This is a genomic window from Gemmatimonas sp. (assembly GCF_036405635.1).
Lineage (GTDB): Bacteria > Gemmatimonadota > Gemmatimonadetes > Gemmatimonadales > Gemmatimonadaceae > Gemmatimonas.
This window is the reverse complement of the sequence record NZ_DASWXE010000117.1, coordinates 1-13,289: the sequence shown is the minus strand read 5'-3', so window position 1 is coordinate 13,289 and position 13,289 is coordinate 1. Positions and strand designations below refer to the sequence as shown.

At 65.5% G+C, this 13,289-nt stretch carries 16 protein-coding genes and 1 tRNA gene; 1 reads left to right on the top strand and 16 read right to left on the bottom strand.

Features of this window, described 5'->3' with window-relative positions:
- Positions 1-337: 337 nt before the first annotated feature.
- The 4 genes from pyrF to smpB are packed head-to-tail and all read right to left on the bottom strand — an operon-like array spanning position 338 to position 3,778.
- The gene (pyrF, locus tag VGE27_RS10265; RefSeq protein ID WP_414653558.1) at positions 338-1,090 is read right to left on the bottom strand and encodes an orotidine-5'-phosphate decarboxylase; all 753 of its coding nucleotides are present in this window, start codon (positions 1,088-1,090) and stop codon (positions 338-340) included.
- Positions 1,087-2,034, bottom strand: coding sequence for a dihydroorotate dehydrogenase (locus VGE27_RS10260; RefSeq protein WP_331049557.1), 948 nt, complete (start codon positions 2,032-2,034; stop codon positions 1,087-1,089). The genes pyrF and VGE27_RS10260 overlap by 4 nt, the downstream gene beginning before the upstream one ends.
- Positions 2,031-3,305 (bottom strand): N-acetylmuramoyl-L-alanine amidase, encoded by a 1,275-nt coding sequence (locus tag VGE27_RS10255; protein WP_331049556.1) that lies wholly within the window; start codon positions 3,303-3,305, stop codon positions 2,031-2,033. The genes VGE27_RS10260 and VGE27_RS10255 overlap by 4 nt, the downstream gene beginning before the upstream one ends.
- A 2-nt stretch (positions 3,306-3,307) precedes the next feature.
- Positions 3,308-3,778, bottom strand: coding sequence for an SsrA-binding protein SmpB (smpB, locus tag VGE27_RS10250; protein ID WP_012683470.1), 471 nt, complete (start codon positions 3,776-3,778; stop codon positions 3,308-3,310).
- A 138-nt stretch (positions 3,779-3,916) separates the two neighbouring features.
- Between smpB and VGE27_RS10245 the strand changes: the two genes are divergently transcribed.
- Positions 3,917-4,000, top strand: a tRNA-Leu gene (locus tag VGE27_RS10245).
- A gap of 147 nt (positions 4,001-4,147) precedes the next feature.
- Here the strand turns inward: VGE27_RS10245 and VGE27_RS10240 are convergent.
- The 12 genes from VGE27_RS10240 to VGE27_RS10185 form a co-directional block, all read right to left on the bottom strand.
- Complete coding sequence (locus VGE27_RS10240; protein WP_331049555.1) at positions 4,148-4,681, bottom strand: hypothetical protein; 534 nt, start codon at positions 4,679-4,681, stop codon at positions 4,148-4,150.
- 8 nt (positions 4,682-4,689) lie between these two features.
- On the bottom strand, positions 4,690-5,181 hold the full coding sequence (locus tag VGE27_RS10235) for an Rrf2 family transcriptional regulator (protein ID WP_331049554.1): 492 nt from the start codon (positions 5,179-5,181) through the stop codon (positions 4,690-4,692).
- A 58-nt stretch (positions 5,182-5,239) separates the two neighbouring features.
- Positions 5,240-6,664 (bottom strand): aspartate ammonia-lyase, encoded by a 1,425-nt coding sequence (locus tag VGE27_RS10230; protein ID WP_331049553.1) that lies wholly within the window; start codon positions 6,662-6,664, stop codon positions 5,240-5,242.
- Positions 6,665-6,710: 46 nt separating this feature from the next.
- The gene (locus VGE27_RS10225; RefSeq protein WP_331049552.1) at positions 6,711-7,529 is read right to left on the bottom strand and encodes a hypothetical protein; all 819 of its coding nucleotides are present in this window, start codon (positions 7,527-7,529) and stop codon (positions 6,711-6,713) included.
- Positions 7,530-7,574: 45 nt separating this feature from the next.
- On the bottom strand, positions 7,575-8,246 hold the full coding sequence (locus VGE27_RS10220; protein ID WP_331049551.1) for an MBL fold metallo-hydrolase: 672 nt from the start codon (positions 8,244-8,246) through the stop codon (positions 7,575-7,577).
- Positions 8,243-9,274: a thioredoxin-disulfide reductase gene (gene trxB / locus VGE27_RS10215; RefSeq protein WP_331049550.1), complete on the bottom strand. Its 1,032-nt coding sequence runs from the start codon at positions 9,272-9,274 to the stop codon at positions 8,243-8,245. The genes VGE27_RS10220 and trxB overlap by 4 nt, the downstream gene beginning before the upstream one ends.
- Positions 9,275-9,299: 25 nt before the next feature.
- Entirely contained in the window at positions 9,300-10,070 is a 771-nt protein-coding gene (locus tag VGE27_RS10210) for a hypothetical protein (protein WP_331049549.1), read from the bottom strand.
- Between the two features lie 17 nt (positions 10,071-10,087).
- Positions 10,088-10,822, bottom strand: coding sequence for an SDR family oxidoreductase (locus VGE27_RS10205; protein ID WP_331049548.1), 735 nt, complete (start codon positions 10,820-10,822; stop codon positions 10,088-10,090).
- Positions 10,823-10,824: 2 nt separating this feature from the next.
- Positions 10,825-11,724: a PHP domain-containing protein gene (locus VGE27_RS10200; RefSeq protein ID WP_331049547.1), complete on the bottom strand. Its 900-nt coding sequence runs from the start codon at positions 11,722-11,724 to the stop codon at positions 10,825-10,827.
- Positions 11,721-11,987, bottom strand: a complete 267-nt coding sequence (locus VGE27_RS10195; protein ID WP_331049546.1) for a hypothetical protein — start codon at positions 11,985-11,987, stop codon at positions 11,721-11,723. Before VGE27_RS10195 ends, VGE27_RS10200 begins: the two co-directional genes overlap by 4 nt.
- A gap of 2 nt (positions 11,988-11,989) precedes the next feature.
- Complete coding sequence (locus tag VGE27_RS10190) at positions 11,990-12,235, bottom strand: hypothetical protein (RefSeq protein WP_331049545.1); 246 nt, start codon at positions 12,233-12,235, stop codon at positions 11,990-11,992.
- 59 nt (positions 12,236-12,294) lie between these two features.
- Positions 12,295-13,289 (bottom strand): dihydrolipoamide acetyltransferase family protein (locus VGE27_RS10185; protein WP_331049544.1); only part of this gene is annotated, 995 nt, incomplete at its 5' end.

Genomic DNA, 13,289 nt, shown 5'->3' with positions numbered 1-13,289 from the left:
CGCTCACGCGCCGACGGAAGTCTCCCGCACCACCCCTGATGGTGGCCGGCTGGACTCCCCATGCTGTTCATCGCCCCTGAAGCATCGTCTCATCTGGGAAGCACAAAGCTTCCATCGAGACCGATTCCGCGCACAGGCGAAGCAAAAGTGGCCAGCGGATTGGCCGAGGACATCCCACCACTTGACAGGCGTAAAAAGCCCAAAAAGAGGCAAGACCCGCAGCTTAGCGGGGTTAGACCCGACCCGCAAGGGTGGCTAACCGGCCCTCAAACTCTCCCCAGTCCCGCCTTTCCGCGCCCCATTCGGGCTGGGGTCGGAGCGGATTCGCAGCGTGGGTTCAGACCGCGCGCGCTTCCAGATCGGCGTACACCGCGCCCATTGCGGCAACCGGATCGGCGGCCCCCGTCACGGCCCGTCCGAGAATGAGCCACCGGGCCCCGGCGTCGGCCGCCGCGGCGGGTGTCATCACCCGGCGCTGATCATGGGCGTCACCACCAGGCAGCCGAATGCCGGGAATCAGCAGCCCCAGCCGTTCACCATGGGCCGCCCGCACCACTGCGGCCTCGTGACCGGAGCACACGATGCCGGCGCCCCCCTGTTCCGCCACGTCGCCGGCCAACCGCAGCACTTCCTGCTGCACGTCCAGCGGACCGGAACGCCCCCAGGCCGCTGCCAGTCCGTGGCCATCCGTGCTGGTCAGGACGGTGACGCCAAGGATGCCGCAGCCGCCGTCGGGCGCTCCCTCAAGCGCACCGGCAACCGCCGCGGCGATCATTTCCGCGCCGCCGCTCGCATGGATGGTGAGCAGCGAGGCGCCGTGCCGGGCGACACTGCGTGCCGCCCCCCGCACGGTGTTCGGGATATCGTGCAGCTTGAGGTCGACAAACACCTGCTTCCCCTGCCCGCGCAGCCAGGCCACGATCGTCGGGCCTTCGGCGGCAAACAACTCCAATCCCACCTTGTAGAACGCGCAGGATTCACCAAGGCGCTCCACGATGGCCTCGGCGCCAGCACGATCCGGCACGTCCAGCGCCACGATGGGAATGACGGTTGGGCGCGCGCCCGCCGTCGGAAAGGCACCAGCGGTCAGGTCGGCCACTGCAGGGTTCCGATCAGGGAAGTGATATCGCGGACGCCTTCGCGGTCGCACCACCGCTGCAGCTGTCGCACAATGCGTTCAGGCGCGCGCGGGTCGCGCAGCGCGGCCGTGCCAACACCCACCAACGTGGCACCGGCCATGAGGTACTGCACGGCGTCATCCCCCGTGCTGATGCCGCCAAGCCCGATCAGGGGTACCGTGGGCAGCGCGCGGCTGACCCGCCATGTGGCCAGGAGGCCAACGGGCAACAGGGCGGGCCCACTCACCCCTCCGCTGCCAAAACTGAGCTTCGGGCGGCGGCGATCTGTATCGATGACGGTGCCCGGCATCGTATTGACCAATGTCAGACCGGTCGCACCGGCGTCGACCGCCACACGGGCGGTGTCGGCGATCGCGGCCCCCAGCGTCGGCGACAGCTTCACGAAGATGGGGCGCGCTGTGGCGGCCCGGGCCGACGACACCAATGCATGCAGCGCCTGCGGATCGGCGCCGAACTCGAGTCCGCCCGCCTTCACGTTGGGGCAACTCACGTTCAGTTCGAACGCATCGACGCCAGGCGCATCATCGAGGCCGCGCACCACGGTCGCAAAATCTTCGATGCTGTTGCCCACCACGTTCACGAACACCCGCGTGTCGGGATGATGGGCCGGCAGCCATGGCAGATAGTCGCGGCGCACCGCTTCGAGCCCGGGATTGGCGAGGCCAATAGCGTTCATCATGCCACCCGCAAACTCACTCACCCTGAGCGCGGGATTGCCGGGACGCGGTGCGACACTCACCGCCTTCGTGGAAATACCACCGACCGCAGACAGGTCGAGTACATCCTCGAGCTCCTGCCCAAAGCCCGCCGTGCCCGATGCCAGGACCACCGGATTGCGAAACGTGAGACCAGCCACCGTGACACGGGAAGCACCTGGTGCCGCGACGCTGGTCACGGCGTGCTCACCTTGCGTTCGTATTCCGCCAGATATTTCACGATGGCGTCAGCAAGGGAAGCTGCCATCTCGGCTTGCTTCTCGGGATTGGTCATGTAGGCCGAGTCGTTGGGATTGCTGCCGAATCCGATTTCCACGAGCACTGCGGGCATGAACGCCGTGACCAACACGACGAAGCCCGCCTGCTTCACACCGCGATTGACGCCAGGGTGCACCGCCTTGAGCCCACCCTGCACCAACTGTGCGAGGCGTCCGGATTCGCGCAGATGTTCGTTCTGCGCCATGTCGCGAATAATGAAGCCCAGCGGATCATCACGCGTGGCATCCACCGTCGTCTCGAAGCGGATGGACTCGTTTTCCATCGCCGCCACGCGACGCTCGTCCTCGGTCTTCGCTTCAGCGAGGAAGTAGGTCTCGTAGCCGCGCGCGCCGCCGGGATTCTTCCAGCGCGGATTGGCCGCATTCACGTGGATGGACACGAACACATCGCCTTTCGCCTGGTTCGCGATGCGTCCGCGGTCACCCAGCGCGATGAGCGTGTCGGTGGTGCGTGTCATCACCACCTTCACGTTGCGCTGCTCGAGTGCCTTGGCGAGCTGCTTCGAGACCGCCAGCGTGATGTTCTTCTCGTAAATCTTTCGCGGTGCACCGATAGGGCCGGACATGCCGTTGTCGACACCACCGTGCCCCGCATCGACAATGACCACATGCTGCCGTGCACCGCCGGCCGGTGTCTGCGTCGCGACCCGAGGCGCGGCGGCGGGTGGCGGAGACGCACTCGATGCCGGTGGGCGGGTCGCGGCAGCACGCGCGGGCGGAGTGTCCGTCGTCCGCCCACGCCCCGCCACGACCGCAGCGAACCGACGGAGCTCACCCTTTTCCGCGTCGAACATCACGCCCGCTCCGAGGCGTGGCAGGACGTCGACGGCCAGCGTGAGTGGCACGTACAGGGCGGTGCCCAGCCGATAGACCCGGGCAGTCAGTGGCAACGTGTCGCCCGCAGTCACGGCCAGCGTGCTGCCGGCCTCGATGTCGACGCCGGTGGTGCCCACCTCGAACCGATAGCGCGCCGGCGACGTACGCTGCGTCACCACCTGCCCGCCGAGCGCTTCGGCGAGGGCATCGGCTCGCACGGCGATGCCACCGTCAGGATGCCGGACCGTGCTCACCGTACGCACGCGATCGCCCATTCGCACCGTGAGTGCTTGCGCACTGCCGGCGGACTGGGCGCCCGTTGCCACCTGGAGAAGAAGGGCCAGCGTCGCGAGCATGATCAGCGGTGTCGCAGCGCGCGGGCGATTTCGCGATCTGCGTCGCGTCGCTTGATGTCTTCACGACGGTCGTGCAACTGCTTGCCGCGCGCGAGCGCAATGCGGGTCTTCACGCGTCCGTCCTTGAAGTAGAGGTCGAGCGGCACGAGGGTGAGCCCCTGCCTCTCCACCGCACCAATGAGTCGACGAATCTCGCGCCGGTGCAGCAACAGCTTGCGGGTACGGGTGGGCTCGTGGTTGAACATGTTGCCCTGACCGTACGCACCGATGTGCAGATTCAGCAGGAAGACCTCACTGTCCTTCACGATGCCGAAAGCATCCGTGAGGTTGGCACGACCGTCACGCAACGCCTTGACCTCGGTACCGGTCAGCACAATGCCGGCCTCCCACGTCTCGAGAATCTCGTAGTCGTGTCGGGCGCGCTTGTTTCGCGCAATGAGCTCGTTCTGTTCGTCGGTGTCCTTGGTTGCCATACGCGAGGTAACGTAATCGCTGGGTGGCCTCGAAGGCGGCGGAAGTTGTGACGGGTCTTTGGTTGGCGTTGACTTCCGCGCTTCACGGGGCCATTCTTCTCGCCCTGCCGCTACCCAGTCACACGGGCCAGCGGATCTGCCGGAGTGGTGGAATTGGTAGACGCGCTGCGTTCAGGGCGCAGTGTCCGCAAGGACGTGCCGGTTCGAGTCCGGCCTTCGGCACCTCGCGTCTCCTGCTCGTGCTGAGCGAGTATGGAGTTTGGTAGTTGAGATTCGACAAACGGGCCATGGTGCTGACCGCATCCATGGCCCGTTTGCCGTTTACCCCACCACAACACCGACGGTCCGCGCCGCCTACGCTGTACTCAGTCAGGTTCGCAGCGCCGAGGGGCGAACGTCCTCTGGCAACGCGGCGTCACCGAAGGCGGCACGCAGCGCCTCGTTCAGCGCGCCGCGATACTGCTGAATCATCTCCGTGGCCTGATGTACCACTTCGGGCGAGGGAGCCGTGACCCCCGCCCCCTCGAGCAGTACCCGGGCCAGCCGACCGGCGGGCGCCTCAACACTGCCGCGGACCGCCAGTGCGGCAGTATAGGCGAGCCAACGGTCATTCCATCCCCGCCCCGATTTGGCGTTCTGGCGGGCTTCACTCGCGATCACCGGCGCGAGCAGATGCGCGACATCCGCAGCGGTCCGGTCATCGAGCGCATCGCGGTCCGCGACGATGAGACCGACGGCGCGCCGGGCATATCGGAGCTCGCGCGCCGCGCTGGCAGGATCCGAGGCGACTGCGCTCAACCAACGGAGCTGTTCGGCGTCTGGCTCACGGAGGACGTGGCTCAGATAGCTCGCCACCCGACGGCGACGCTCACGCGCCGCCTGCCACTCACTCCAGAAGCCCATCGCTGACGTCAGGGCTGGAGGATGGGCAATCCACCCGGGATCGACGGCCGCTCGAAATGTGGCAGGCCGACACGATCCCGCACCACCGACTCATCGGCGAGCAGGTCGCTCAGCTTCACGCCCTCGAGCACCTCGTCAATGCGGCTCTGCAGCAACATCCACACGGGGCGAATGCTGCAGTCTTCAGATGCCGAGCAACGTCCCGCGTCCACGGGGTGGCTCACGCAGTGCAGATCGAACGTGGTCAGCTCCGAGGCCTGGATCACATCGCGCACCGAGATCTGGTCGGGCGTGCGTGCCAGCGAGTAGCCGCCGCGCGCGCCGCGCGTGCTGTTGACGATACCGGCCCGACGCATCCGGAGCAGAATCTGCTCGACGTAGTCACCAGGAAGTCGCTCACGGGCGGCCACATCGCGCCCGGTGACTGGTCCCGCCTCATTACGACGCGCCAGATGTAGGGCGCAGATCAGCCCATACTCAGCCCAGGTTGTAATCCGCATATATCGAGTCTAGGCCTCGGGGCCCGCCGAAACAAGGCACAGCTAGCGTCCCACGGACTCAGCCTCCCGCCACCGCCCCGTGCTTTCCGCTCGGGACGCCGATTTCCGTCATGCGCCTGAGGTCCAGCACGTCGTCTACCTGCTCGGCGGGAATGACCGCCTCCCGTTTCACCAAATCCCGGATCAGCACCCCTTCCTTCACCGATCGCTTGGCGAGCTCGGCAGCAGCCGCATACCCGATCTGGGGCATGAGCGCCGTGGCCAATGCCGCTGACCGCCCTACCCAGTACTGGCACATGGCCTCGTGCGCTTCGATGCCCTGCACACACCGCTCCGTGAGCGTGTTCATCGCGTTGGTGAGGATCTGCATGGACAACAGCACGTTGTGCGCGATGACCGGCATCATGACGTTCAACTCGAGCTGCCCATGTTCCGCCGCCATCGTCACGGTGGTGTCGCAACCGATAACCTGAAAGCACACCTGATTGACCATTTCCGGGATGGATGGATTGATCTTGCCCGGCATGATGCTCGAACCCGGCTGCACGGCCGGTAGCACAATTTCATCGAGACCCGTACGCGGTCCCGAAACCATCAGGCGCAGGTCGCTCACGATCTTCGACAACTCGATGGCGAGACCACGCAACGCCCCACTGAACGCTGCCGCGTCACCCATGCTCTGCATGAGCTGAATGCGATCGGCGCCTTCCCGCAGACTCGCGATGCCACTGATGGTGCGCAGGTGGCCCACCATCAGCGCAGGATACGACGGTTCCACCGTCACGCCCGTGCCCACTGCCGACCCTCCGATACCGAGGTCGTTGAGATAGTCGGCGGCTTGCAGCACACGTTTGCGGCAACGCGCCATGGTGCCCGCGTACGCCGCGAACTCCTGTCCCAACCTGATGGGCATCGCATCCTGCAGGTGGGTGCGCCCCGCTTTCACGATGTGATCGAACACCTCGGCACGATCGGAGAGCGCGTTCTCCAACTCGTGCAACGCGCCCACGAGCGCCGGCAGCTGACGCAACACCGCCAAACGAATGTTGGTGGGAATGGTGTCGTTGGTGCTCTGCGCCATGTTCACATGGTCGTTGGGATGCACCGGCGCATAGCGCCCACGCTCACCCCCCAGCAGCTCGTTGGCGCGATTGGCGAGCACCTCGTTCACGTTCATGTTGTGCGACGTACCGGCGCCGGCCTGGTATGGATCGACCACGAACTGCTCGGCATGCTGACCGGAGATGACTTCGTCCGCCGCTGCGATGATGGCATTCGCCCGTTCGGCGTCGAGGCGACCGGTCTCACGATGCGTGAGCGCGGCTGCCTTCTTGATCCACACCTGGGCCACGACAAAAGGCTCAAGTGGCTTGAGGCCACTGATAGCGAAGTTCTGTATGGCGCGCATGGTCTGCACGCCGTACAGGGCGTCGGCCGGCACGGCGAGTTCGCCGAGCGGATCCTTCTCGATTCTCGAGGTCATGACGGACTCCCGGCGCCGACCGCGGCTCCGCGGCCCGGCGCGGACTTCAGGGTACGGCCACCGTGGTGTCGATGGTGGAGACGATATGCAGCAGCGTGGTTTCGTTCAGCACTTTTTCGCTTGTCCGCCAACGCGTCAGCACCATTGAGCGGCGATTGGCGGGACTGGCGAGAAGTGTCGCGACACCGCCAACAGGGATGTCCACCGAGCCATCATCACGCAATGCGCAGTAAATCTGCTCATTGGCGTACGAGGACGTGGCCGGATTCGCATAGCGTAGCGAGAGGATGATCGCTGCGGTCGAATCGTTGGTACCGTTCCAACGAATGGGCAGCACCTGGCCGCTCACCAACGCCGGAATCGGCTCCGGGATGATCGGCTCGGCCAGCTTCACGCTGATGTTTGAGGCGGGAAAGCCGTTGGCTTCACCGGGCACGGTGACCGTGGCCTCATCGCCGCGCGTGTACGTGAAGGGATTTGCTTCCGGCGTAGCGTAGCGGACAAGCGTCGAGGAAAACGGCAGTGACAGGTTCTGGGCTCCCACCGTCATCGCGATGGCGTCGCCAGCGCGCAGTTGTCCACGCGGCGTGGATGTGGTCGTGTCCACGCTGGCGTAGACACACTGATCCGACTGCTGCAGCAGGCTGTTCGGAATGGACACCGAGGACGCGTCGAACACGATCATCGACGCCGAAGCCCTGCCCTGCGTGGTGCTGGCGTTGCGCGCAGAGATGCTGATGGCACCAAAGCGGTCGTTGAACTGCTCCCTCTCGGTGAGCGAGTTGCAGGCACCCACAAAGGCCACGGCGGCGAACAGCGCCGCGGCCCGGGCCGCAGAAGTGAGACGTATCGTCGAGGAACGCATGGCAATTCGATTGGAGGGCGCGGGAACCCCTGAACGTCGCCTTGGTTAGGCCCCGACGGGCCTGGCAGCGCCGCGCAGGAAGGGGTTGGACAGACGTTCCTGCCCGATCGTGGTAGTAACACCATGACCCGGCAATACCCGAGTTCCGTCATCCAAAGTCGTGACACGCATCAATGACGCGAGCATGGCCTTGGGGTCGCACAGCGGCAAGTCGGTGCGTCCGATCGAGCCGGCAAAGAGGAGGTCGCCTGAAATGCACAGCCCGTGACCGATAAAGGCGACGTGACCCGGTGCGTGGCCCGGTACGTGCCAGACTTCGAACTCGTATTCTCCCAGCGTGACCGTGTCCCCTTCGGCGAGCGCCTCCGTAGGACCTGTGGGTGTCTCGACCTGAATACCCCAACGTGCGGCACTTGTGGCCGCATTGGCATACAGGGGGAGATCGAGGGGGTGCAGCCGGACCGGCACCGGCCGAGCCCGCAGCACAGGCGCCAAGGCACCCACATGATCGAAATGCGCGTGGGTGAGCCAGATGGCCTCGAGGGTGCACCCCATGGCATCTACGGCCGCCAGCAATCGCTCGGATTCATCCCCCGGATCGACGAGCACAGCCTTGCCGCTGACGGGGTCGGCCAGCAGCCAGCAGTTCTCTTCCAGCGGCCCTACGGTGAGCTGTTGCACGCGGAGGGTCTTCGACTGACCGGACGCGTCACTCATGCCGACTGATCGCTGGGGGCGGTACTGATGGTGGATTCGCCTGTCTCCAGCACCGGCGATTCACCAATGCCATGATGGGCGAGCCACCGTTCGGCCTCGAGTGCAGCCATGCAGCCCGTACCCGCCGACGTGATCGCCTGCCGGTAGTAATCATCGATGACATCGCCCGCCGCGAACACCCCATCGACCGTGGTGGCCGTGCGCCACGGTGCGACCTTGATGTAGCCATGCTCGGTGGTATCGAGCTGCCCGTTGAGGAATCGCGTATTGGGAGTGTGCCCGATCGCTACGAACAGGCCACCCGCTTCGAGCTCGCTGGTCGCACCGGTGGTCGTGTCTTCGAGCCGCACACCGGTGATGAAGTCGGTGCCCAGCACTTCCGTGACGCGGCTGTTCCAGAGCACTCGCACCTTGGGATGTGACAGCACACGGTTGGCCATCACCTTCGACGCGCGGAAGCTGTCGCGGCGATGCACGATGACGACTTCACTGGCGAACTTGGTGAGGTACATGGCTTCTTCCATCGCGGTGTCACCACCACCGACGACCAGCAAGCGCTTCTGCCGATAGAACGGCATGGCGCCATCGCACACCGCACAGGCAGACACACCACCGCCCGTCTGCGCCAGGCGCATTTCGCTATCGAGCCCGATCCACTTGGCTGCTGCACCGGTCGCGACGATGACCGTGTGCGCAGTGAGGGGTTCCGCGTAGTTTGGCTCAATGCGGAACGGACGCTGCGAGAAGTCCACCGTCTTCACGAGCTCTGAAACGACCCGCGCGCCGTGATGCACGGCCTGCGCCTTGATGCGCTCCATGAGATCGGGCCCGCTCACGGCCTCGGGAAAGCCCGGGAAGTTTTCGATGTCCGTGGTGAGCATGAGCTGGCCACCAGGCAATTCCGTCCCCACCGGTTCGCCTTCGAACACGAGCGGGTTGAGATTGGCGCGCGCCGCGTAAATGGCTGCTGTCCAGGCGGCCGGGCCGCTGCCGATGATGACAAGATTTTCGGTGCGTGTATCAGACATGGCTGCAATGAAGTGGATCGCGCGTTCAGTCGAGTGCGAGTACGCCGAGAGCGCCGTGGCAGTGTGACATCGTGCCGACGAGCACGCGACACGGGCCTTCTCCGCCCCACGCACTCAGCCTGACGTCTGCCTCGGCGATCGACACCGCGTCGATCATTCCGACACCATACGTGCGATGTACACAGTGAAAACTAACTGTTCCCCGGAGGGTCGGCCGGGACTCGGTCCCCACCGGTGCTGTCTCGAGTGTGGCGATGCGACCGATAGTCACCGGCATGCTCCAGTCCCGCGGGGCTTTGATGGCGGGACAACTGACAGGCTCGATGCAGTTGGTCGGACAGATCCAGGTGGCGAAGGAGACATAGTGCCGCCCATCGGGCGCGGCACGCTGCCATGGCGTGGCCGGATCGAAATCCAGCGGATCCACCCGCATGGCGCGGCCGGGCCACCGGCTCGCGGCGCGGCGCATGAGCCAGTCGAGACAGACATGCGGCATCAGCGGTGATGGCACCATGGCGTCGTGGCGCAGCGCATCCACACCTTCTCCCAGCCACTCGTCGAGGAAGTCATCCCACGCAGCCACGCGCAGACGCACGGGCAAAGCGCCGTACACCCCCTCTTCAATGCGCATCGCAACGGTGCAGTCGTGATTGCGGTCCACCACAATGACCTCGTTCACGCGCAACACGCCACGCGCGAATGCACGTCCGAGCTGTTGTGTGTACCAGCTGCCGTAACATCCGCCGCCAATCACGATGATGCGGCCAAACTCCAGGGGCACGTCACGAGACGACATCGTACGCGCGTCCGGCATCAACGACGCAGGTGTCGCCCGCCGTCGACGCGCAGCACTTCGCCCGTCACGTACGTCGCGTCGACGAGATAGTGGATCGCCCGCACCACATCCTGCGGCGTACCACTGCGTGCGAGTGGCACGTCGGCCAGAAATTTCTGCAGCGCCGCGTCGCTCATGTTATCGGGTGCCAGTACGAGACCTGGCGCCACCGCGTTGACGCGAATCCGCGGTGCCAGCGCGGCCGCCATCGTGGTCACCAACGTCGTAACGCCCGCCTTCGTCACCTGATGCGGGATCAGATTCGGGTACAGCGTTTCGAACGCGAGATGATCGGACATCTGCACGATCACGCCACCGTCGCGCAGGACACGAGCGGCTGCCTGCATGAGAAAGAACGGCGCACGCAGATTCACGGCTTCCGTGTGGGCCCAATGCTCCGGTGTCACCGCATCGAGCGCCATGTATTCCATGACCGACGCGGAACTCACCACCACATCGAGCACACCAAAGCGGGTCAGCGCCGCGTCGACGATGCGGGCCGGCGCCTCGGCCTCGCGGAGGTCTTCCTGCACGACCTCCACGCGCACGCCGTGTTGCCTGGTGAGCTCGGTCGCCAGAGAGGCTGCGTCGTCAGGCGAGTTGCCGTGATGCAGTAACAGATCGTAGTCGCGCCCTGCAAAGCTGCGCGCGATCTCCGCGCCCACACGCCGAGCGCCACCCGTGACGAGTGCGACACGACGCGGCGTGGACATGCTCAGACGGCTGCCAGCCTGGAAGCGACGACGGCATCCTGCATGGCGAGCCAGGACTTGGGCACCTGCTGTCCACCGAGCTTGCGCGGGCCATCAGTCGTGCCGTGCCAATCGGAACCGCCGCTTGGCAGCACACCGAGTTGCGTCACGTGATCGAACAGGCGCTGCACGAGATATGGCGGGTGACTGGGGTGCAACACTTCCACACCATCGAGGCCAACGTCCACCAGCTTGCGGATGCGCGGGATGGTTGCGAGCTCGCCGGGATGTGCCCACACCGCGAGTCCACCGGCGCGATGCACGAGGGCGATGGCGTCGACCACCTCGAATCGGTCCTTGGCCATGTATGCGGGCCGACCGAAGCCGATCCACTTGTCGAAGGCCTCACGGAATTCCCGCACCCATCCACCGGCCAGCATCGCCCGGGCCACATGCGGACGCCCCACGGCGCCGCCGGCGGCTTCGCGCAGGACCGACTCCATGGTGATCGGAATTCCATGCGCATTGAGCACCGCCACGATGCGTTCGGCACGTACAACACGCTGCGCCTGGAACTCCTGCAGGGCGCTGCGGATGGCATCGCGATTGGCGATGTGCAGGCCGAGCAGATGCAGTTCTTCGTTTTCGAAGTGCGTGCTCAGTTCCACACCGGGCACGATGCGCACGCCGAGCGCGGCGCCGGCGGCCGTCGCTTCATCGAGACCATCGACCGTGTCGTGATCGGTGATGGAGATGGCGGCGAGCTGTGCGTCGTGTGCCGCCTGCACCACGACGGCCGGCGCGAGCGCGCCATCCGAAGCCGTCGTGTGGACCTGCAGGTCGACGAAGGCTGGCGTGGCAGCGGAATGACCGGCCTGATGCTGCTCCTGCTGGACGACGACCGAAACGGAAGTCGCGGTCACGGACGATAGCCGGCTTCGGGCGCGCGGGCACTCGACTGCGACATCCGGAACAGCGCGCGCAACTGCGCTTCATCGAGCTCGGCGAGCGATTGTTCCCGGGCCCGTGTGCGCTCTGGCATGTAGCGCGTGACTCGCACCTCACGATCGTTGCCTTTGCCAGTGACGAAGATGAGACCGAATTCATCTCCCACCGACTGGGTGAGGAACCCTGACGGATAGACCTGCCAGTCGCGGCTGTCGATCCGGATATGACGCGTGGGCATGTTCAAACTCCTCGTACTTCGCGCCAGTGATCGGGCGCCTCTTCGACACCGAGGAGCTGCGCCAGCACGACGGCATCAGCGGCCTCGGTGAACTCGAGAAAGCGTCCGGGTTCACCGGCGTGTTCAAAGACCCAAAAATGCGCCTGCGCTGCCGACGCGCTCTGTGAGCGCGCCGACAGCGCGGCGAGATAGTCCGCACGCTCCGCGTCAGAGACGCGGCGTTCCTGCATCGACAGCGTGCGTGGCATGTTGTGCGCTGCTCCGAAAAGGGACCCGGGTGTTGATACCCGGGGGAGCAGCCCCCGGTTCAGACGACCGCTTCGGTCACCGACTCGAGGGCCTTCTTGAGATCGCCCATGAAGCGATCCGCGTCCGCGCCATCGATGACCTTGTGGTCGAAGGATAGCGAGAAATACGCGCACGTGCGGATGGCAATCGTGTCTTCGCCATCGGCGCCCGTGATGACCTTGGGACGCTTCTCGATAGCACCGAGGCAGAGGATGGCCGTGGTGCCCACCGGAATGATCGGCGTGCCGGTCAGCGAACCGAACGTACCCGGATTGCTGATCGTGAACGTGGCGTCCTGCACGTCCGTGGGGCTCAGCTTCTTGCCACGGGCGCGGGCCGCCAGGTCGTTCACGCCGCGGGTCAGGCCGGTGAGCGACAGCTCATCGGCGTGCTTGAGCACGGGCACGATGAGTCCCGTGGGTTCGAGCGCGACGGCGATGCCGAGGTTGACCTGCTTGCGATAGATCAAATTGTCGCCAGAGACGGCGGTGTTGATCATCGGGTGACGCTTGAGCTGCTGACACACCGCCTGCAGGATGAACGGCAGGTAGGTGAGCTTCTGTCCCGACTGTGCTTCGAAGTCCTTGCGGACGTTCGCACGCACGCGCGCCACACGGGTCAGGTCCACTTCCCACAGGGTCGTGACATGAGCCGCCACACGAAGGGCGAGCGACATGTGATCCGACGTGAGCTTGCGGATCTTGGACATCGGCTCGACGATGTCGCCGGGCCACGGCGTCGCCGCGGGGCCATGCGAATCGGCGGAAGCATGCGAGACCGCCACAGGCGCTGCCGCGGGCGCCGCACCGCCGGCCGGACGGGACGAGAGATAAGCGTCGAGATCCTTGCGTGTCACGCGACCCGCGATGCCACTGCCCGTCACAGCGCCGATTTCCACGCCCTGTTCGGCGGCGATCTTCCGCACGAGCGGCGACGACTTGGTGCGCACGCGCTCCTCGAACGAACCCGACGGCGCGGCGGGCGCCTTCGGAGCGGCAGCCACCGGCGCGCTCG